The sequence below is a fragment of the Saccharopolyspora griseoalba genome, from assembly GCF_042665275.1.
Taxonomy (GTDB): domain Bacteria; phylum Actinomycetota; class Actinomycetes; order Mycobacteriales; family Pseudonocardiaceae; genus Saccharopolyspora; species Saccharopolyspora griseoalba.
Genome location: NZ_JBHTCJ010000003.1, coordinates 119,780 through 139,047 on the forward strand (window position 1 = coordinate 119,780; position 19,268 = coordinate 139,047).

Annotated in this window: 15 protein-coding genes; 11 read left to right on the forward strand and 4 right to left on the reverse strand. The window is 73.2% G+C overall.

Going from position 1 to position 19,268, the window contains the following annotated elements; genetic code table 11:
• Positions 1-2 precede the first annotated feature (2 nt).
• On the forward strand, positions 3-1,610 hold the full coding sequence (locus ACFQRI_RS07100; RefSeq protein WP_380665769.1) for a polyamine aminopropyltransferase: 1,608 nt from the start codon (positions 3-5) through the stop codon (positions 1,608-1,610).
• Between the two features lie 67 nt (positions 1,611-1,677).
• On the opposite strand, the gene ACFQRI_RS07105 is transcribed toward ACFQRI_RS07100, so the two are convergent.
• On the reverse strand, positions 1,678-2,778 hold the full coding sequence (locus ACFQRI_RS07105) for a LacI family DNA-binding transcriptional regulator (protein ID WP_380665771.1): 1,101 nt from the start codon (positions 2,776-2,778) through the stop codon (positions 1,678-1,680).
• Positions 2,779-2,964: 186 nt separating this feature from the next.
• Between ACFQRI_RS07105 and ACFQRI_RS07110 the strand changes: the two genes are divergently transcribed.
• The 4 genes from ACFQRI_RS07110 to ACFQRI_RS07125 all read left to right on the forward strand — a co-directional run bounded on the left by ACFQRI_RS07110 (position 2,965) and on the right by ACFQRI_RS07125 (position 7,058).
• Positions 2,965-4,059: an ABC transporter ATP-binding protein gene (locus tag ACFQRI_RS07110; protein WP_380665773.1), complete on the forward strand. Its 1,095-nt coding sequence runs from the start codon at positions 2,965-2,967 to the stop codon at positions 4,057-4,059.
• Between the two features lie 263 nt (positions 4,060-4,322).
• Positions 4,323-5,330: a metal ABC transporter solute-binding protein, Zn/Mn family gene (locus tag ACFQRI_RS07115; protein WP_380665776.1), complete on the forward strand. Its 1,008-nt coding sequence runs from the start codon at positions 4,323-4,325 to the stop codon at positions 5,328-5,330.
• A 1-nt stretch (position 5,331) separates the two neighbouring features.
• Positions 5,332-6,177, forward strand: a complete 846-nt coding sequence (locus tag ACFQRI_RS07120) for a metal ABC transporter ATP-binding protein (RefSeq protein WP_380665778.1) — start codon at positions 5,332-5,334, stop codon at positions 6,175-6,177.
• Positions 6,174-7,058 (forward strand): metal ABC transporter permease, encoded by an 885-nt coding sequence (locus ACFQRI_RS07125; RefSeq protein ID WP_380665780.1) that lies wholly within the window; start codon positions 6,174-6,176, stop codon positions 7,056-7,058. The genes ACFQRI_RS07120 and ACFQRI_RS07125 overlap by 4 nt, the downstream gene beginning before the upstream one ends.
• Before the next feature lie 117 nt (positions 7,059-7,175).
• Here ACFQRI_RS07125 and ACFQRI_RS07130 read toward each other — a convergent pair whose 3' ends face one another.
• Positions 7,176-8,213 carry an ADP-ribosylglycohydrolase family protein gene (locus tag ACFQRI_RS07130; protein WP_380665782.1) on the reverse strand — a complete coding sequence of 346 codons (1,038 nt, stop codon included), beginning with the start codon at positions 8,211-8,213 and terminating at the stop codon, positions 7,176-7,178.
• Between the two features lie 291 nt (positions 8,214-8,504).
• Between ACFQRI_RS07130 and ACFQRI_RS07135 the strand changes: the two genes are divergently transcribed.
• Entirely contained in the window at positions 8,505-11,321 is a 2,817-nt protein-coding gene (locus ACFQRI_RS07135) for an AfsR/SARP family transcriptional regulator (RefSeq protein WP_380665785.1), read from the forward strand.
• Positions 11,322-11,877: 556 nt separating this feature from the next.
• On the opposite strand, the gene ACFQRI_RS07140 is transcribed toward ACFQRI_RS07135, so the two are convergent.
• On the reverse strand, positions 11,878-12,684 hold the full coding sequence (locus ACFQRI_RS07140; protein ID WP_380665788.1) for an SGNH/GDSL hydrolase family protein: 807 nt from the start codon (positions 12,682-12,684) through the stop codon (positions 11,878-11,880).
• 538 nt (positions 12,685-13,222) lie between these two features.
• On the opposite strand from ACFQRI_RS07140, the gene ACFQRI_RS07145 reads away from it, so the two are divergent.
• The 4 genes from ACFQRI_RS07145 to dapA all read left to right on the forward strand — a co-directional run bounded on the left by ACFQRI_RS07145 (position 13,223) and on the right by dapA (position 17,143).
• Positions 13,223-14,719: a hypothetical protein gene (locus ACFQRI_RS07145; RefSeq protein ID WP_380665790.1), complete on the forward strand. Its 1,497-nt coding sequence runs from the start codon at positions 13,223-13,225 to the stop codon at positions 14,717-14,719.
• 109 nt (positions 14,720-14,828) lie between these two features.
• Positions 14,829-15,554, forward strand: coding sequence for an ESX secretion-associated protein EspG (locus ACFQRI_RS07150; protein WP_380665792.1), 726 nt, complete (start codon positions 14,829-14,831; stop codon positions 15,552-15,554).
• A gap of 52 nt (positions 15,555-15,606) precedes the next feature.
• Complete coding sequence (locus ACFQRI_RS07155) at positions 15,607-16,269, forward strand: DUF3159 domain-containing protein (protein WP_380665794.1); 663 nt, start codon at positions 15,607-15,609, stop codon at positions 16,267-16,269.
• 31 nt (positions 16,270-16,300) lie between these two features.
• A complete protein-coding gene (gene dapA / locus ACFQRI_RS07160; protein WP_380665796.1) occupies positions 16,301-17,143 on the forward strand; it encodes a 4-hydroxy-tetrahydrodipicolinate synthase in 843 nt (280 codons plus the stop codon).
• Between the two features lie 135 nt (positions 17,144-17,278).
• On the opposite strand, the gene ACFQRI_RS07165 is transcribed toward dapA, so the two are convergent.
• Positions 17,279-18,235: an N-acetylglucosamine kinase gene (locus ACFQRI_RS07165; protein WP_380665798.1), complete on the reverse strand. Its 957-nt coding sequence runs from the start codon at positions 18,233-18,235 to the stop codon at positions 17,279-17,281.
• A 178-nt stretch (positions 18,236-18,413) separates the two neighbouring features.
• Between ACFQRI_RS07165 and ACFQRI_RS07170 the strand changes: the two genes are divergently transcribed.
• The gene (locus ACFQRI_RS07170) at positions 18,414-19,262 is read left to right on the forward strand and encodes an amidohydrolase family protein (protein ID WP_380665800.1); all 849 of its coding nucleotides are present in this window, start codon (positions 18,414-18,416) and stop codon (positions 19,260-19,262) included.
• Positions 19,263-19,268 lie beyond the last annotated feature (6 nt).

The following is a 19,268-nucleotide window of genomic DNA, read 5'->3' on the forward strand; positions in this document are numbered from 1 at the left end:
TCATGGCGGTGAGCGCCGGAACCGCGGCACCCGAGTCCACATCGGACGGCGAAGCGGGCCCCGGTCCCCAGCGGGGCCGGCTGGCCCGCTTCGCCGTGCTGGTGGCGGTTTTCGTCTGCGCGGCCTGCGGCCTGGTCTACGAGCTGGCGCTGGTCGCGCTCGGCAGCTACCTGATCGGCGACACCATCGGGCAGGCCTCGATCGTGCTGTCGCTGATGGTGTTCGCCATGGGCGTCGGCGCGCTGGTCGCCAAACCGCTGCAGCCCTGGGCCGCCGCGTCGTTCGCGGCCATCGAGCTGGTGCTGGCGCTGCTCGGCGGGCTCAGCGTGCTGCTGCTCTACGCGGCCTTCGCCTGGCTGAGCCTGTACCTCCCCGCGCTGATCGCCACCGCGCTGGTGCTCGGGCTGCTGATCGGCGCCGAGATCCCGCTGCTGATGGTGCTGCTGCAGCGGATCCGCAGCCAGGACGCGGGTTCGGCGGTGGCCGACATGTTCGCCGCCGACTACGTGGGCGGTCTGGTCGGCGGGCTGGCCTTCCCGTTCCTGCTGCTGCCGCTGTTCGGCCAGATCCAGGGCGCGCTGGTGGTCGGGATGCTCAACGCCGCGGCCGGCCTGGGACTGGTGCTCACGGTGTTCCGCCGCGAGATGGCGCGGCGGGCGCGGTGGCTGCTGCTGGCCGCGTCGGTGCTGGTCGGCGGAATCCTGGTGGGCGCCTACGCGTTCGCCGACGACTTCGAGGTCACCGCGCGGCAGGCGCTGTACTCGGACCCGGTGGTGCGCGCTGAGCGCTCGCAGTACCAGGACGTGGTGCTCACCGAGAACACGGCGCTGGCGGGCGCGCGGGACACCCGGCTCTACCTCAACGGCGACCTGCAGTTCAGCTCGGTCGACGAGTACCGCTACCACGAGGCGCTGGTGCACCCGGCGATGAAGGGCCCGCGCGGGCGCGTGCTGGTGCTCGGCGGCGGCGACGGCCTGGCCCTGCGGGAGGTCCTGAAGTACCCGGATGTCGAGCACGTCACGCTGGTCGACCTGGACCCCGCGGTGCTGGACCTGGCGCGCACCGATCCGCGGGTGCGGTCGCTGAACGGCGACGCCTTCGCCGACCCGCGGGTGCGCGCCGTCGCCGGTGACGCGTTCAGCTGGTTGCGGGAGAACCGCGCGAAGTTCGACGTGGTGCTGGTGGACATGCCCGACGCGGACTCGACGGCGACCGCCAAGCTCTACTCCTCGGAGTTCTACGGGCTGGTCCGGCACGCGATGACCGACGACGCGCGGGTGGTCGTGCAGTCGGGCTCGCCCTACTTCGCGCCCAAGGCCTACTGGTGCATCGAGTCCACCCTGCGCGCGGCCGGGATGGTCACCACGCCCTACGAGGTCAACGTGCCCAGCTTCGGGGAGTGGGGATTCCACCTGGCCGCGAAGGGCCCCACCGCTCCGCACCCGGAGCTGCCCGCGGACGCACCGCCGCTGCGCAGCCTCGACCAGGCGGCCCTGGACGCCGCAGCGGTCTTCCCGCCGGACCGCGACCGCATCCCCGGCCTGCGGCCCAGCACCCTGATGCACCCCACGATCCTCGACTACGCCAAGGGCGAGTGGGTGAACTACTGAGGACGCCTCTTTTCATCAGAAGTCCCCTGCGAACGCCGTTCGCAGGGGACTTCTGATGAAAAGAGGCTCAGGGCCCGAACCAGAACTCCTCCTTGGAGCGGGGTGGGCCCGAGGTCTCGCCGGTGAGCAGCTGGGTCTCCAGCTGGATGTGCCGGGGCCTGCTGGGTTCTCCGGTCTCCAGCAGCAGGCGGCCCGCGGCGCGGCCCTTCTCCAGCCACGGCTGGCGCACCGTGGTCAGCCCCTGCCGCTCGGCCTCGGGGATGCCGTCGAAGCCGCTGATCGTGAGGTCCTCCGGGACGCGCAGGCCGCGGTTGCGGGCCTCGCGCAGCGCACCGAGCGCCAGGATGTCCGAGGTGCACACCACCGCGGTGATCTCCGGGTCCATCTCCAGCAGCTGGGCGGCCGCGGACGCACCGGAGTCCAGGGTGTGGTCGAAGCGCTCCACCACCGGCACCTGCGCCCAGTCCACGCCCGCCTCGCTGAACTCCTCGGCGAGCGCGGTCAGCCGCGCCTTCTGCACGTGGAAGCTGGCGTTGGCCTGCCGCTGCACCGAGGCCGGGCCGTCGTTGCGGCCGCGCGCCAGGCGCATGCACAGCACGCCGATCCGGCGGTGGCCCAGCCCGATGAGGTGATCGGCGATGCCCTTGATGGCCCGCCGGTCGTCCGGGCCGACCCAGTCCAGGTTGTCCAGGCGGGGCTGGTCGCAGACCACCACCGGGACGGGGCGTTCGAGCACGGCGGCCAGGTGCGGGTCGTCCTCGGGCACCGAGTAGACGACGAAGCCGTCCACGCCGGCGCGGTGCACCGCCGCGACGTCCTCGCGCTCCGGGCTCGCCGGGATGAGGGTGAGGCCCTGCCCGGCGTCTTCGCAGGCGAGGGCGAGTCCTTCCAGGAACTGAACGGCGCCCGGGTCGCGGAAGGCGTAGGAGAGGTTCTCGGTCAGCAGCAGCCCGACGGCGCCCGCCTTGCGGGTGCGCAACGAGCGCGCGACCGGGTCCGGTCCCGGGTAGCCGAGCCGCCGAGCGGTCTCCAGGACACGCTTACGCAGCTCGGGGGACAGCTGATCCGGACGGTTGTAGGCGTTGGAGACCGTCGTCCGGGAAACCCCGAGTTCCGCAGCTAGCGACGCGAGCGTCGCAGGCCGCCGGGCATTCGTTGACCGCGCCATGGAGGAACCGTAACGGTTCAGTACCCGACCGTGAAGCGAGCATGACCTACATCCCACTGATGTTCGAGCGGTGAACACGCAGCGGCGCATCGTTGTCACCCTCCGAAATGATTCAGTCCGGGGGGTGACGTTAAGTTCGTTAAGCGCTACGTTCTTGGGGACCGTTCGTAGTGAAGGGTGTCACACATGGCTGAGGTCTCTTACGTAAACGCCTCGCGGGTCTACCCGGGAAATCCGCCCGTCCGGGCGGTTGACCAGCTGCAGCTCGACGTCGCCGACGGCGAGTTCCTGGTGCTGGTGGGTCCTTCGGGCTCCGGCAAGTCCACGGCGCTGCGCATGCTCGCCGGCCTGGAGGACATCGACGAGGGCGGCATCTCGATCGGTGGCAACGACGTCACCAACACGCCGCCGAAGTCGCGGGACATCGCGATGGTGTTCCAGTCCTACGCGCTCTACCCGCACATGTCGGTCGCCGAGAACATGGGCTTCGCGCTCAAGCTGCGCAAGACGCCGAAGGACGTCATCAAGCAGAAGGTGACCGAAGCGGCGAAGATGCTGGACCTGGAGAACTACCTGGACCGCAAGCCCAAGGCCCTCTCCGGCGGTCAGCGCCAGCGCGTGGCGATGGGCCGCGCGATCGTGCGCGAGCCCAGCGTGTTCCTGATGGACGAGCCGCTGTCCAACCTCGACGCCAAGCTGCGCGTCGAGACGCGCGCCAACATCGCCGCGCTGCAGCAGCGGCTGGGCACCACCACCATCTACGTCACCCACGACCAGGTCGAGGCGATGACGATGGGGCACCGCGTCGCGGTGCTCAAGGACGGCCTGCTGCAGCAGGCCGCCACCCCGCGCGAGCTCTACGAGAACCCGGCCAACGCGTTCGTGGCCGGGTTCATCGGCTCGCCGGCGATGAACCTCAAGACCGCCCCGCTGTCGGCGGAGGGCGCGCTGCTCGACGGGACCGCGGTGCCGCTGTCCCGCGAGGTCCTGTCGGCCGCCGGCGACCTCGAGGAGGTCACCTTCGGGGTGCGGCCGGAGGCGCTGAGCCTGGCCTCCGCCGAGAGCGACGGGCTGAGCATGACCGTGGAGCTGGTCGAGGAGCTGGGGGCCGACGCGCTCATCCACGGCTCGATCGCGATCGGCGGCTCGCAGGAGCGCTTCGTGGTCCGCGCCGACGGCCGCACCCCGCCCGCCCTGGGTCAGCAGGTCAAGGTCCAGCTCCGCGACAACAGCGAGGTGCACCTCTTCCACCCGGAGACCGGCGAGCGCCTGACGAAGTGATCGCGGCGGTGCCGGTCGCTCGGGCGCCGGCATCGGGAAGCGGGATGTGACGAGCGGTGGCGCTGATGCGCCCAGCGGGCCCCCGCCCGGAGCCGGGCGGGGGCTCGCTGCGTCGAGTGGCGTATTTCGCTCGGGGAAGTAACCCGGACGGTGGAGCGTTGTGCCGGGCGGTGCTTAGACTGTAGTTGACAACGGTTTCCGTTACCGTTCGCAAGAGGACTTCAGGCCCAGGCATGACGCCTTGATCACCCGGGAGTGGATTGATGACCGTCCGCAGTCGCACTGCTGCTGCCGTCTTAGCCGGATTCGCGGTCGGTTCGCTGACCCTCACCGCTTGCGGGCAGGGCGGCGCCGGTGAGGCGCCGGGGCCGAACGACAAGATCAAGGTCGTCGCCTCCACCAACGTCTGGGGCAGCGTCGCGAAGGCGGTCGGCGGGGACGCCGTCGAGGTCACCTCGATCATCGACGACGCCAACGCCGACCCGCACTCCTACGAGAGCAGCCCGCGCGAGGCCGCCGAGATCTCCGACGCGGACCTGGTGATCCGCAACGGCGGCGGCTACGACGAGTTCATGGGCCAGATCCTGCAGAGCGCCGGGGACAAGCCGGTGGTCACCGCGGTGGAGACCGAGCACGAGGGCCACGGCGGCGAGGCCGGTGGTCACGAGGGCGGTGGTCACGAGGAGCGCGGCGGCCAGCACGCCGAGCCGCAGGGCGGGGGCCACGCCGGTCACGACCACTCGGTCAACGAGCACGTCTGGTACGACACCCACGCGGTCGAGGACGTCGCGGGCCAGGTCGCCGAGCAGCTGGGCAAGCTGCAGCCGGGCAAGGCGCAGCAGTTCACCGCCAACGCCGAGGGCTTCAAGCAGGAGGTCGCCGGTCTGCAGTCGAAGCTCGACCAGATCGCCACCGCCGACCGGGGCAAGCCGATCGTGGTCACCGCCCCGGTCGCGCACTACCTGGTCGAGGCCTCCGGGGTCGACGACGTCACCCCGCCCGAGTTCGTGCGCGCGGTGGAGTCCGAGACCGATCCGTCGGCGGCCGCGGTGGCCCAGATCAAGGACGCGCTCAACGCCGGCCGGGCGCAGGCGGTGCTGTTCAACCCGCAGACCGCGTCGCCGGTCACCGAGGACGTGCGCAAGACCGCCGAGGCCAAGGGGATCCCCGTCGTGGAGATGACCGAGACGCTGCCCGAGGGCAAGAACTACGTGCAGTGGATGGACGGGCAGATCACCGCGCTGCGGTCCGCGCTGAACGGGGCGCGCTGAGTTGACCACCGGATCGCAGACCGAAGCGGTCGAGCTCGGCACCGCCCTCGCCCCCGCCGTGCGGTTGCGCGGCGCCACCCTCGCCTACGGGGAGCGTCCCCTCTGGTCCGGGCTGGACCTCGACGTCGCCCCCGGCGAGTTCGTCGCGGTGCTCGGGCCCAACGGCTCCGGCAAGACCAGCCTGCTGCGGGTGCTGCTCGGGTTGCAGCAGCTCAACTCCGGCACCGTCGAGATCGGCGGCGAGCCGGCCCGCCGGGGGAGCAACCGCATCGGCTACATCCCGCAGCAGCGCGCGCTGGACGCGAACGTCACGGTGCGCGGGCGCGACCTGGTCGGCATGGGGCTCGACGGGCACCACTGGGGGATGGGCATCAAGGGCCGCAAGCACCGCAAGGAGCGGGTCGACGCCGCGCTGGAGGCCGTGGAGGCCACGGCGTACGCGCGGCAGCCGCTGGGTCTGCTCTCCGGCGGCGAGCAGCAGCGGTTGCGAGTGGCGCAGGCCCTGGTCGGCGAGCCGGCCGTGCTGCTGTGCGATGAGCCGCTGCTCTCGCTGGACATCTCCCACCAGCGCAAGGTCAGCCGCCTGATCGCCGACCGGGCGCGCGGCTCCGGAGCCGGGGTCCTGTTCGTCACCCACGAGATCAACCCCGTGCTGCCGATGGTGGACAAGGTGCTCTACCTGGTCGACGGGCGGTTCCGGCTGGGCACCCCGGACGAGGTGATGAACTCGGCGACGCTGTCCGAGCTCTACCGGACCGACGTCGAGGTCGCCCGGGTCGGCGGAAGGCTGGTCGTCGCCGGCGGCGACAGCCAGGACCACCACGTGTCGGAGGCGGACGAAGCGTGAACGAGTTGTACGAGGCGCTGGGCAAGGTGCTCGACTTCGGCACCACGATCGACCTGCTCGGCTACCCGTTCGTGCAGCAGGCGCTGCTGGCCGCGGCGGCCCTGGGCCTGGTGTCCGGGTGCATGGCGCCGCTGGTGGTGACCCGCAAGATGTCCTTCGCGGTGCACGGCACCGCGGAGATGGCCTTCACCGGTGCGGCCGCCGCGCTGCTGATCGGCGCGAGCGTGGGCGCGGGCGCGCTGGCGGGCGCGGTGGTGGCCGCGCTGCTGCTGGGCCTGCTGGGGCAGAAGGACACCGAGCGCGACTCGGTGATCGGCGCGATCCTGTCCTTCGGGCTGGGCGTCGGCGTGTTCCTGCTGTGGCTGAACCCGGAGCGCACGGCGAACAAGTTCAGCCTGCTGGTCGGCCAGATCGTGGGCGTGGACAGCTCCGACGTGCTGCTGCTGAGCACTTCGGCGCTGGTGGTGCTGCTGGTGCTGGTGGTGGTCTACCGGCCGCTGCTGTTCGCCAGCGTCGACCCGGACGTGGCCACCGCGCGCGGGGTGCCGACCCGGTTGCTGACCCCGCTGTTCGCGGTGCTGGTCGGCGCGTCCACGGCGCTGGGCGTCTACACCGTGGGGGCGCTGCTGGTGCTGGCCCTGATGGTCACCCCGGGCGCGGCCGCGGCGCGGGTGACCGCCTCGCCGGTCAAGGCCACGGTCCTGGCGGTCGTCTTCGCCGAGACCGCGGTGCTGGGCGGCATCCTGCTGTCGTTGGCCCCGGGCGCCCCGGTGAGCGCCTTCGTCACGATCATCTCGTTCGTCATCTACCTGGTCTGCCGCACCATCGGCACCCGCCGCCTGCGCGGCTCCACCCGAACCCCGACCCCGACCCCGGCCTGACCACCCCGCGGGCCTGACCCCCCGCGAAATTCGAGGGAATTCGACCGGCGAAGAACCCTCGAATTGGGATGGGCGAATTCGAGGGTTCTTGGAGAATTGCCCGTTCGGGTGGGTGGGTTAGGCCGTGAGGCCGAGGTAGCGCCGTTCGTTGAACTGCTGGCCCGCGCAGCTGGCGCCGAGGTCGTGCGCGATGCGCTCGATGACGTCGGCGAGCTCCAGCCGGTTGAGCCAGGCGCGGGGAAGCACCGCGGTGCCGTGGCGGGCGCCGAGGATGCTGCCGGTGATCGCCGCCGTGGTGTCGCTGTGCCCGGAGTGGTTGACCGCCAGCCGCAGCGCGTCGCCGAACTGCTCCGGCTTCGGGTTGGCCAGCGCGCAGTAGACGCCGATGGCCAGCGCTTCCGGCCCGACCCAGCCGCCGCCGAGCCGCTCCACGTGCCCGGTGCTCGACCCGAGCTGGGCCAGCGTGGCGGCCTCGGCCAGCCCGTTGGCCGTCTCGAAGTCCTCGCGCAGCACCCGCCCCGCGGCCTGGTCGACCGCGGCGGGCAGCCTGCGCTGCTGCACCGCCAGCAGGTGCACGATCAGCGCGAAGGCGCCGCCGGAGGCCCAGCCGCCCTGGCCGCCGTGGGTGAGCGCGGCGCACTGGCAGGCCAGCTGGTAGGCCATCTCCGCGGTGGGGGAGAAGCCGATCGGTGCGCTGCGGTCCAGCCCGCCGCACCCCTTGGAGGTGTTGCGCGGCCGTTCGGGCGTGCCGAGCTCGGGTTCCTGCAGGGCGCGCAGCATGGTGAGCCCGGGCGCGCGGCTGGCGTAGAGCTCGGGCTCGGCGAGCAGGCCGGTCGCGCGGGGCTGCGGCTTCTCCTCCTGCTGGGTGAGCAGCCAGCGGCGCAGCGCGGCCGCGGTGGACTCCACCGGTCGCCACGGGCCACCGTTGTTCCCGCTGGTCCAGGCGTGCAGGTAGCCCTCGCCGGTGAACAGCGCCATCTGGGTGGCGTCGCCGAGCAGCGCCTGCGGCGGCGGCTCGGTCACCCCGTCGGGGCCGAACCCGGCGCGGATGTCGTCCAGCGGCGTGTACTCCACGGGGGTGCCGAGGGCGTCGCCCAGGGCTCCGCCGAGCAGGCAGCCCATCGCGCGGTCGACCACTGTGGACGGCGTCGGCACAGCGAGGTCTCCTTCCGTGGCGTGCCACACACGCCCACTCGTTCGGGTGATCGACGTATGCAAACTTTACTTGCCGTGTTCGCCGATCGGGAGGCGATCGCGGTTCCGAGGAACGGACGAATCGGGATTCTGCGGACAATTCGCTCATGCTCCATTGGGGTGAGCCTCGAACGCGGTGCCGCATTCGTCGCGCTCCCTGCCGTTACCGTGTGTCGGCCGCACCCGGGTGCGGGATCCGGGACGACGTGACCGAAACTTGATCCACCACCGCGAGGCGAACAGGACGCACCAATGACGCCGCACGGCAACGCATCTCCGGCGCCGGGGGCGGGATTCGAGTTCCGCCTGCTCGGCCCGCTCGAGGTGCTCGTCGACGGCGCCCCGGTCGAGGTCGGGCGGAGCCCGGTCCGCGCGCTGCTCGCATGCCTGCTGCTGGAACCCGGCCAGGTCGTGCCGATGGACCGGCTGATCGACACGCTCTGGGAGGACGACCCGCCGGCCAGCGCGCGCACCATCATCCAGGGCTACGTCTCCCGGCTGCGCAAGCTGTTCGGCAAGAACGGCCCGGAGATCATCACCCGCGCGCCCGGCTACCTGCTGCGCGTGGACCCCGAGCGCGTCGACGCGCACCGCGCCCGCACCCAGATCAGCCGCGCCCACGGCCTGGAACCGGCCGAACGCGCGCGGCTGCTCTCCGAGGCGCTGCGCCTGTGGCGCGGCCCGGTGCTCGCCGACATCGACGGCAGCAGGCTCTACCGCACCATCGCCCCCAACCTGGAGGAGCTGCAGCTGCTCGCGCTGGAGGAGCGCATCGCGGCGGACCTCGAACTCGGGCGGCACCAGCAGCTCATCGCCGAGCTGTCCACGCTGGTCGACCGCTACCCGCTGCGGGAGCGGCTCACCGGGCAGCTGATGCTGGCCAACTACCGGGCCGGGCACCGGGCCGAGGCGCAGGACCGCTACCACGAGCTGCGCCACCGGTTGTCCAACGATCTCGGCCTCGACCCGGGCCCGGAACTGCGCGAGCTCTACGAGAAGCTGCTGCGCGACGACCCGGGGTTGCGCACCCCCGCGCGCCACGACGTGCCCGGCCTCGGCATGAAGCGCCCGGTTCCCGCCGAGCTCCCGCCCGCCCCGGCCGGTTTCGTCGGCCGCGACGCGGAACTGGACGCGCTGGACGAGATCCTGGACGGCCGCGAGCGCGGCTCCAGCTTGATCACCGTGCTCACCGGGACCGCCGGGGTCGGCAAGAGCGCGCTCGCGCTGACCTGGGCGCACCGCGCGGCCGAGGAGTTCCCCGACGGCCAGCTCTACGCCTCGCTGCGGGGCTTCGACTCCGAGCGCGACCCGCTCACCCCGGGCGAGGCGCTGACGAGCATGCTCAAGACCCTCGGTGTGGCAGCCGACGCGATCCCGGTGGAGCTCGACGATCGGACCGCGCTCTACCGCTCGCTGCTGGCCAAGCGCCGGGTCATGGTGGTGCTCGACAACGCCCGCGACTCCGACCAGGTCCGCCCGCTGCTGCCCGGGAGCGCCTCCTCGCTGGTGGTGGTCACCAGCCGACGTCGGCTCGACGGCCTGGTGGTGCGCGCGGGCGCCAGGGTGCTGCCGCTGGAGACGCTGCCCACCGCGGCCGCCATCGAAGTGCTCGACCGCGCGGGCGTTCCCGGCAAGTCCGCCGCCGAGCCCGACGCCGCCGCCGAGCTCGCCGACCTGTGCGGAGGGCTGCCGCTGGCGCTGCGCATCGCCGCCGCCCGGTTGGCGGCCAACCCCGCGCGCGGGGTGTCCGACCTGGTCCACGAGCTCACCGACGAGCGGAACCGGTTGCACGCGCTGGACATCGACGACGACGCCGACACCAGCGTGCGCCGCGCCTTCGACATCTCCTACCGCAGCCTGCCGCCGGTGCACGCCGAGACCTTCCGGCTGCTGGGCCTGGTCCCCGGGCACACCTTCACCGCGCACGCCGTGGCCGCGCTGTGCGGCATCGACCCGGCCTCCGCGCAGCGCAGGCTGCGCGCGCTCGCCCTGGCCCACCTGGTCGCCGAACCCGAGCCGGACCGCTTCGGGATGCACGACCTGCTGCGCGCCTACGCGCGCGAGCTGCCCGGCGACCCGGAGACCGACACCGCCGCGCTGCGCGGGCTGCTCGCCCACTACCTCGGCACCGCCGACCACGCCCGACGCTTCCTGCGCCCGACCCGCGACGACCTCGACTTCACCGGCGAGCCCCGCCCCGAGATCACCGGGCGCGCCCAGGCGCTGGAGTGGTTCGACGCGGAGTGGCCCAACCTGGTCGCCGCGATCCGCGCGGCCAACGCCGGCGGGCTGCACGACCTGGCCTGGCCGCTGGTCCGGTTGCAGTTCAACTACCTCATGGTGCGCTGCCCCTGGGAGGACTGGATCCGGGTCTACACCGACGGCCTGCACTCCGCGCGCACCGTCGACGACCCGGCCGGGCAGGTGCTGATGGCGGCCGGCCTCGGGGTCGCGCACGCGCGCTCCGGCCAGCTGGACCAGGCGCTGCGGCACTACGAGGACTCCTACGCCGTGGCGGTCACCACCGGGAACCCCGAGCGGCTGGCCATGACCCAGGTCAACCTCTCCAGCGTGCTTTTCCGGCTGCGCCGCTACGACGAGGCCAAGGCGCACTGCCAGGACGCGCTGCGGGTCTACCGCGAGCTCGGCGACCGCTACTTCGCGGCCGGGGCGCTGAACAACCTCGCGATGGTCGAGCAGGTCAACGGCGAGCTGGAGGAGTCGCTGGCGCACCTGCGCGAGGCCGAGGCGCTCTACCGCGACGCCGACGACCTGGAAACCCTCGCGATGGTGCTGAACAACTGCGGCGAGGTGGGCATCGAGCTGGGCCGCCTCGACGACGGCGAGCGCTTCCACCACGAGGCCCTCGACGTCGCGCTGCAGTGCGGATCGGCGATGCGGCAGGCCGCCGCCTACCTCGGGCTGGGCGACGCGGCGCGGTTGCGCGGTGATGTCAACGTCGCCCGCACCCGCTGGGAGACCGCGCTGTCGATCTTCGAGGCGGAGGGATCGCCGCAGGTCACCGAGGTTCGCGGGCGTCTCGAGGAGATCTCGCGGGAAGCCTGCTGAGCGCGTTTAGCGCGCGTTTAGCGGACGTGTAGGCCCGGCTGGGACCTTATGAATCGTGCGCGGATCAATCCGTGCGTGATGCGCGCACCGGGCGGCTCTGGGGGGAGTCCAAGGGGGGATTGTCGCCCCGGTCGTCCCGGCCGGTCCGCCGGCCGGGACGACCGTGAGGGGGTCATTCGGGCGACCGGATGTTGTGAGGGGGAAGGGCGAACTTTCGGCCTTGAGGGAAGCCGAAAGTTCGCTCTCTTTCTTTCACCCGGTCGTCGGGTCGCTCTGCTCGGCGGTGCGGGTGGCGGAACCTCAGCGGCCCTCCGGCTGCGGGATCCGCTCCTTGAGCAGCCGATCCACGCTGCGTCGCGGCTGTCCTCGCCGGAGGGTCGCTGAGAACCCGCGGCGCTGCCGGTTGCTCGGGTGGGGTTCGGCTCGCGGCTTCGCCGCTTGCGGTCCGCCGCTCGTGGTTTCGCCGCTTGCGTCGTGTCCTCGCGGCTTCGCCGTGGGGCTCGGTGGGGTTCCGTTCCCGGATCCCGGTTCGCGGTTCGTCCGGTTTCTCGTTAGGTCAGTGGTCGGCTGTGACCTTCTCCAGGCAGGGGCGTTTGGGTTCGCGGCCGTCGCCGCTGGAGATGCCGCGGAGGCGGCGGCTGATCCACGGGGCGAGGTGCTCGCGGGCCCAGCGGATGTCCTCGGCGCGCAGCTCGCTCCAGCTGTGCTCCGGCGGGTCCGGCCAGGGCTCGTTCCAGTCCTCGGCGGTCGGCATGCCCAGCGCGTCGCACGCGCGCAGCGCGACCCGGCGATGTCCCTCGGAGCTGAGGTGCAGGCGGTCTCCGCACCAGGCGCGGGGGTCCTGCAGGACGGTCATCGACCACAGGTCCATCACGTGGGCGCCGTGCTTGTCGGCGATCGAGCGCAGGTGCGCGTTGTAGGTGCCGACCTTGCCGCGGACGTGGCGCAGCACCGGAGTGCCCCTGGTGTCGAAACCGGTGCCGATGAGGACCTCGGCGCCGGTCCGGCGCAGCCTGCCGACCGCGTCGTCGAAGAGCTCGGCGACCAGGTCCGGGTCGCTGCCGGGCCGGATGATGTCGTTGCCGCCCGCGGTCAGCGCGACCAGGCTGGGTCGGAGCTCGATGGCCTGCGGCACCTGGTCGGTGACGATCTGGCGGATCAGCTTCCCGCGCACCGCGAGGTTGGCGTAGCGCAGTTCGGGGTTGCCGGCGGCGATGTGCTCGGCCAGCCGGTCGGCCCACCCCCGGAAGCCGTCGCCGTCGGCGTCGGCCAATCCCTCGGTGAAGCTGTCGCCCAGGGCGACGAAGCTGCTCCAGCGGGGTGAGCCGCCTTCCGCTTCGCCGGCTCCGCGCTCCGATCCCATGTCCCTCGTCCCTCCGTACTGCCCGCGCACGTCTGCTTCAGATCCACTTTTGCGCTCGAATCGGTACCTACGCCACCGAAGGTTGCGTCCCAGTGATAAACGGCACTGAGCGGTCTAGTAATTATGTCCGATTCGGCCGCCCGGTCCTCCCGGTGGCTCGCGTCCGCCGGGAACAAACTCTCGCCGGGTGCGGGGTATTCCGGCTAAACGGCGATGCGCGGGTCGGGTGGCTGCTACTGTCCTTCGTCGGTAGCAGACACGACGGGGGTCCACGATGTCACGATCGGCGCAGGTCACAGCTTTACCTGCGGCGCTTTCGGGGTCGTGGGGCCACGCCATCGTGATCGGTTGACGGGAACGAAGAGATGCACGTGCGCGTCTGTTCCGGTGCGGCCGCGATCCGGGGGATCGCGAGCCGCGTTGATTGTCCTGCAGACCTGGGGGAATCGTGACGGCACCGCAGAATCCGGCCTCCGCGCCGGGGCCGGCGGGTTTCGACGCACATCGGGAATCCGGTGGACACCGCCGCGCCGAACCGATGCGCGGATCGCTGAGCGATGCCGGGCCCGGTGGTGCGCCGCCGCGGCCCGCGCCGCGCTTCGACCTGCGCGCGGAGTTCGCCGCGCTGGCCAACGAGCCGCACCCGTTCGCGTTCTGGCAGCGCCTCGAACAGCTGCCGGACCGGTTCGAGCGCGAGCACCGCTCGGCTCCCCAGCCGCCCGCCGCTCCGTCCCGGCCGTCGAGCGGCGGGCTGCCCTCGCTGTCCGGCGACCTCGGCGGCCCGGCCCAGCCGCCGCAGGAGATGTCGGGCTCGCTGGAGCCCGCGCCCGCGCCGCGTCCCGAGTTCACCGGTGGGCTGTCCGGCTCGCTGATCCCGCCCCAGCCGGAGAGCAGCCCGCTGGCTCCGGACCCGCAGGCGCGCGAGGAGGACCAGCGCGGACCGCTGCGCGGCGACCTGTCCGCCCCGCCGGTGCCCGAGCCCCCGCAGGCGCCCCGGCCGACGGAGGCCGTCGAGGTGCCCGCGGAGCCGGTCGGCCCGCCGAGCGGACCCGTTCCGCAGCAGCCCGCCCCGGACGCACCGCCCGCGATGGCCCCGCGCAGCGCCACGGCAGCGCATCCCCCGGAAGCCGGGAACCGGCACGGCGCGCCGGAGCCGCCGCGTCCGCCGCAGCCCCCGGCCGGGCCCGCGCCCGCCGTGCCGAGCGGCCCGCCGCCGCAGGCCGAGCCGTCGCAGGCCGGTCCGTCATCGCAGCCCGGTCCGCCGCTGTCCGGTCCGCCGCCGCAGGCGGAGCCACCGCAGGCCGGGCACGCGAAGGCCGGTGCGCCACCGCACGCCGAGCCGTCGCAGCCAGCTGGGCCGCCACCCCCGGCCGAGCCCGCGCAGCCCGGCTCGTCGCAGGTGGGCCGTCCCGCGCCGCCGCAGGCCGAGCAGCCCTCGCCGGCGCCGCCGGCCGGTCCACCGCCGCACGGCGCGCAGCCTCCCGGCCCGCCGCCCGGGCCTCCGCGGGGCGGGCAGCCGCCGGGCCCTCCCGCGGGCAGGCCACCGGGTCCGCCGGCGGGGTGGCCGCCGGCGCCGCCGCAGGCCGCGGGTCCGCCGCAGCAACAACCGCCGCAGCCACCGCGACCGCCGCAGCAGGCGCCGCAGGCCCAGCAGCCCCCGCAGCAGCAGGCCCAGCCCGCTCAGCAGCAGGAGGCCCAGCCTTCGCGCCCCGCCGCGCGGGTGCCGAAGCCGGTCGAGCGCGCCGACGGCGGGTTCGGTCCGATGGGGTCGGCGGGCACCTGGGCCGCCGGCTCCGGCAAGGCCGGGCACGGGCGCAACCCGTCCTGGTCGGCGGAGGACTTCAAGGAAGAACGCCGCGAGGACGACGACCTGCGCGTCGGTGCCGGGTACAAGCCCGGCGAGTCGGGCAGCAGTGCCGTGCCGCAGTTCCTGATCGAGGCCGACGAGCTCTTCGACGACGAGGAGGACGGCGGCGGGCGCCTGGTCGCCCCGCCGGTCCTCGGCGAGTCGCCGTCGAGCTTCCGGGACTTCTGAGCGCGGGTTCCAGGACGGGTGCGCGGTGCGGGTGACGGGGCATCGGACGCCGCGGTAGCTCGCCGGGGCCCGCACCGCACGCGGCTGACGCCGCACTTCCGAGGAGAGCATGGGGATGGTGGAAACGATCACGCTGTCGGCCCCCGCGGTCGACCTGCTCGGTGAGCAGCTGAACCTCACCGTGCGGCGGTACCCCTACGAGCTGCCGCGCATCGCCGACTTCCCCGAGGGCCCCGAGCAGGTGGCCCGGCAGGTCTGGCAGGAGCTGGAGTCGGGCGGCCTGGCGCGCAACGGCCGCCCGGAGCCCGAGGTCGAGGACGCGCTGTACCTGCTGTGCAGCTCGGAGGTCTCGATCGCGGCGGCCGGGCTGCTCGACGTGCGCAACGGGCACCGGCTGTCCGCGCGGGTGGTGGCCACCGGCGAGGTCGGCGTGCTCGGCGTCCACGACGGGCGGGCGCTGCGGATGACCTTCCTGTCCCCGAGCGCGCTGCCGCGCGCCGCCACCGACCTGCTGCCGGACGCGCCGGTCGGCGGGGCAGCCCCGGTGACCGCGGTGGCCGACCGGCGCAGCGGACCGCCCGCCGACTCGGGCATCAGCGGCCTCGGCGAGCTGCGGGCGGTGGTCTCCCGCCCGAAGCTGCGCTACGGCCACTACGTGATCACCGGCCCGCGCGGCACCCGCGTGCCCAACCTGATCTGGTTCGACACCGACCAGGGCCGCTACGCGCTCCGCGGGGACCGGACCGAGGCGCAGGACGCCCTCACCTGCCAGCCCGCGGACAAGCCGACCATCGCCGCCGAGCTCGGCGCGCTGCTCGAACAAGCGCGCGGTTGAGCACCGGGAGGGCGGTCGCGGTCGCGCGCTGAGGTGAGGCAGGCTTGGGTCCGTGACTCATCAGCGCGAGACGACGGACGAGGGGGCCGTGGACGACCGCGACTCGTTCATGCAGCTCCTCGGCGGGCGGAACAGCGCCATCGACGCGAGCTTGCCCCCGGTCGCCTTCGGGCTCGGGTGGTTCTTCGGCGGCGAGTCGATCGAGATCGGCGGCGTGGCCGCCATCGCCGTCGGATCGATCATCGGCGGCTACCGGCTGGTCAAGGGCGCTCGCCCGCTGGCGGTGCTGTTCAGCCTGCTCGCCGTGCTGCTGGGCGCGCTGATCGCGTTGCGCACCGGGGACGCCTCGGACTTCTTCCTGCCCCGGCTGGCCAGCAACGCGTTGTCCGCGCTGGTGTGGATGATCAGCATCGGCGTGCGCTGGCCGCTGCTGGGCGTCGTGGTCGGCACCGCGCTGGGCCGGGGCAAGACCTGGCGGCGCGATCCCGACCTGCTCAAGGCCTACAGCCGCGCCAGCTGGGTGTGGGTCGGGCAGTACGCGGTGCGGCTGGCGGTGTTCATCCCGCTGTGGCTGGTCGGGGCCACCGGCGCGCTGACGATCGCGCAGGTCGTGCTGACCTGGCCGCTGGTCGCGCTGTGCGTCGCGGTGAGCTGGTGGGCGCTGCGCAAGTCGCTGCCCGCGGATCACCCGGGGCTGCGGCACCCGCGAACGTGACACCGCCGGGCGCGGGGCGCACAATCTGCACATGTCTCTCGGCAGTGTGATCACCGCGATCGTGACCCCCTTCGACGAGCGCGGGGGCGTCGACGAAACGGCCTTCCTCGCCCTGTTCCGGCACCTGGTGGCCCACGGCTCGGACGGCGTCGTCGTCTGCGGCACCACCGGCGAGGCGCCGACCCTCTCCGACGAGGAGCACCTGCGGCTGGTCGAGCTGGCCTGCGCCGAGCGCCCCGGTGGCGCCACGGTGATCGCCTCGACCGGCTCGAACAACACCGCGCACGCCTGCGAGATGACCGAGCGGGCCACCGAGCTCGGCGCGGACGGCATCCTGTCGGTCACCCCGTACTACAACAAGCCCAACCGGCGCGGCCTGATCCGGCACTTCACCGAGATCAGCAAGGCCACCGACAAGCCGGTGGTGCTCTACAACGTGCCCTCGCGGATCGGGCTGTCCCTGGACAACGAGCTGCTCGCCGAGCTCGGCCAGGTCGAGCGGCTGGACTACGTCAAGCAGGCGGACAACTCGTCGCTGGCCCAGATCGACGGGCTCGGGCTCTACGCGGGCAACGACGACGCCTTCGCCCCGGCGCTGGACCTCGGCGCCTGCGGCGGAATCCTGGTGGCCAGCCACCTCGCCGGGCCGCAGATGCGCCGGATGGTCGACGAGCCGGAGAACCGCGCGGAGATCGACGCCCAGCTCAAGCCGCTGTACTCGGCCCTGAGCGTCACCACCAACCCGATCCCGGTCAAGGCCGCCCTCAACCTCCTCGGCCACGGCGTGGGCGCCCCGCGCCTGCCCCTGGTCGAGGCCGACGAGACCGAGCTCGCGGTCATCCGCGGGGCCCTCGCGGAAGTCGGCCTGCGCTAACGCGCGCGGGCGAGCGCGCCCGAGTGCACAAGGGCGTGCGCATGCGCGGGTGCGGCGGTGTGCCTTTTTCATCAGAAGTCCTCCGTGTCCACGCCGCGCTCGCCACGTGATCCGGGACTTCTGCTGAAAGAGGGCTCAGGGCTGAACGCGGCCACGAGCCCCCAGCAGCGCCGCGTGGACCGCGGTGGGGACCGGCGCGTGGGGGAGGGCGGCCAGCCAGGCCGCGCCCGCGGCGCCGGACCCGGCGGATCGGGGATCGGCGAAGCCGCGGGCGCGCAGCTCGGCGCGGACCGCCTCGCCGATCCGGTTCCCCGGCGCCAGCAGGCTGCCGGCCAGCACGATCGGGTCGTCGCCGGGACCGGCGGCCTCCGCGGTGTCGGCCAGCAGCCGCGCCCCGCGGCGCACCACGTCCTCGGCGGCCTCGCAGGGGCACTCGGTGACCAGCGGTGCGAGCTCGGCCAACCGGATCGGCGGGCCCGAGTTCGCCGCCGTGATCACCGAGTCGCGGTCGTGCGCGCCCAGCCGCTCGCACACCGCCGCGGCCAGGCCGGTCGGCCGGACGCCGCCGTCGAGCGCGCGCAGGGTGGTGCGCACGGCCTCGCGGCCCAGCCAGAACGCCGATCCCTCGTCGCCGAGCAGCCAGCCCCAGCCGCCCGCGCTCGCCTCGGTGCGGTGCTCGCGCACCCGCGCCGCGATCGCCCCGGTGCCCGCGATCAGGACCACCCCGTCGGGCTCCGGGGTGCCCGCGGCGAACGCCACGTCGCCGTCGCCGACCGCCTCGACCGCGCAGCGCAGGCCGAGCCGGGCCCACTCGGCGCGGAAGAGCTCGCGGAAGTCCGGGTCCGCGAGCTTGGTGATCCCGGCCATCCCGACGACGCAGCCGCGCACCGCGGCCGGGTCGAGCTCGCCCAGCGCCTCCCGGGCGGCCTCGACCATCCGGCCCACGGCCTCCCCGGGCGGGCGGGAGTTCGGGTTTCCGCCGCCCGCGACACCGGTGCCCAGCACCCGGCCCGCGAGATCGCTGACCAGGGCGCGGCTGCTGGTGCCGCCGACGTCCAGGCCGAGTACCAGTCCGGCTTCGTCGTCGCGCATGCGCCATTTGTACCCGGGCGGCGGTGCCGAGGAGATGAGCTGAGACGTGAAGTGGTCAGCGCCCTTGGCTTCCGGGAGGTCGAGCGGCTATACATCGGGCGTCGTCGACAGGTCGGGGGTCGGAGCGCATGGGCCAGCACGCGGCAGCCGCGGAGTCCGGAGCGGACGGTGGCGCTCGATGACGGTGGACAGCCATCACCACCTGTGGGACCTCGACGTCCGCGATCAGACCTGGATGACCGGCCCGGAGATGGATCGGCTGCGCCGCGACTTCCTGCCGCCGGACCTGCTCGCCGCGATCAAGGGGAGCTCGGTGGACCGCACCGTGCTGGTGCAGACCGTCCCCGATCCGGACGAGACGCCCGAGATGCTGGTGCTGGCCGAGACCGTGGACAAGATCGGGGCGGTGGTCGGTTGGGTGGACCTCACGGCCCGCAACGCGCGCGAGCGGCTCGGCAGGCTGCAGACCCACCCGTCGGGCGGCCGGTTGCGCGGCGTCCGGCACCAGGTGGAGGACGAGCCGGACCCGGACTGGCTGATCCGCCCGGACGTGCAGACCGGGCTGGCCGCGGTCGAGGACGCGGGCCTGGTCTACGAGCTGCTGATCCGGCCGGACCAGCTGCCCGCGGCGATCAAGGCCGTCGGCCGCTTCCCGCAGCTGACCTTCGTGCTGGACCACTGCGCGAAACCGGCCATCGCCGAGGGCGAGCTGGAGCCGTGGGCGGGGCAGATCCGCGCGCTGGCGGCGTTCCCGAACGTGGTGTGCAAGCTCTCCGGGCTGGTCACCGGCGACGACTGGGCCCGCCAGCCGGACGCCGACCGGCTGCGCCGCTACACCGACGTGGTCCTGGAGGCCTTCGGCCCGGCCCGGGTGATGTTCGGCTCGGACTGGCCGGTGTGCCTGCTGGCCGCCGACTACGCCGAGGTCCTGCAGCTGGCCGAGCGCCTGACCGAGCACCTCACCCGCGGCGAGCGCCGAGCGATCTTCGACGGCACCGCCCGCCAGGTCTACGGCTTGACCTCCTGAGCGGTC

Bases quoted from the DNA above. Each gene is read 5' to 3' on its own strand.
- ACFQRI_RS07100 (WP_380665769.1), top strand. From the start codon at position 3: ATGGCGGTGAGCGCCGGAACCGCGGCACCCGAGTCCACATCGGACGGC.
- ACFQRI_RS07105 (WP_380665771.1), bottom strand. From the start codon at position 2,778: ATGGCGCGGTCAACGAATGCCCGGCGGCCTGCGACGCTCGCGTCGCTA.
- ACFQRI_RS07110 (WP_380665773.1), top strand. From the start codon at position 2,965: ATGGCTGAGGTCTCTTACGTAAACGCCTCGCGGGTCTACCCGGGAAAT.
- ACFQRI_RS07115 (WP_380665776.1), top strand. From the start codon at position 4,323: ATGACCGTCCGCAGTCGCACTGCTGCTGCCGTCTTAGCCGGATTCGCG.
- ACFQRI_RS07135 (WP_380665785.1), top strand. From the start codon at position 8,505: ATGACGCCGCACGGCAACGCATCTCCGGCGCCGGGGGCGGGATTCGAG.
- ACFQRI_RS07140 (WP_380665788.1), bottom strand. From the start codon at position 12,684: ATGGGATCGGAGCGCGGAGCCGGCGAAGCGGAAGGCGGCTCACCCCGC.
- ACFQRI_RS07145 (WP_380665790.1), top strand. From the start codon at position 13,223: ATGCGCGGATCGCTGAGCGATGCCGGGCCCGGTGGTGCGCCGCCGCGG.
- ACFQRI_RS07150 (WP_380665792.1), top strand. From the start codon at position 14,829: ATGGGGATGGTGGAAACGATCACGCTGTCGGCCCCCGCGGTCGACCTG.
- dapA (WP_380665796.1), top strand. From the start codon at position 16,301: ATGTCTCTCGGCAGTGTGATCACCGCGATCGTGACCCCCTTCGACGAG.
- ACFQRI_RS07165 (WP_380665798.1), bottom strand. From the start codon at position 18,235: ATGCGCGACGACGAAGCCGGACTGGTACTCGGCCTGGACGTCGGCGGC.
- ACFQRI_RS07170 (WP_380665800.1), top strand. From the start codon at position 18,414: ATGACGGTGGACAGCCATCACCACCTGTGGGACCTCGACGTCCGCGAT.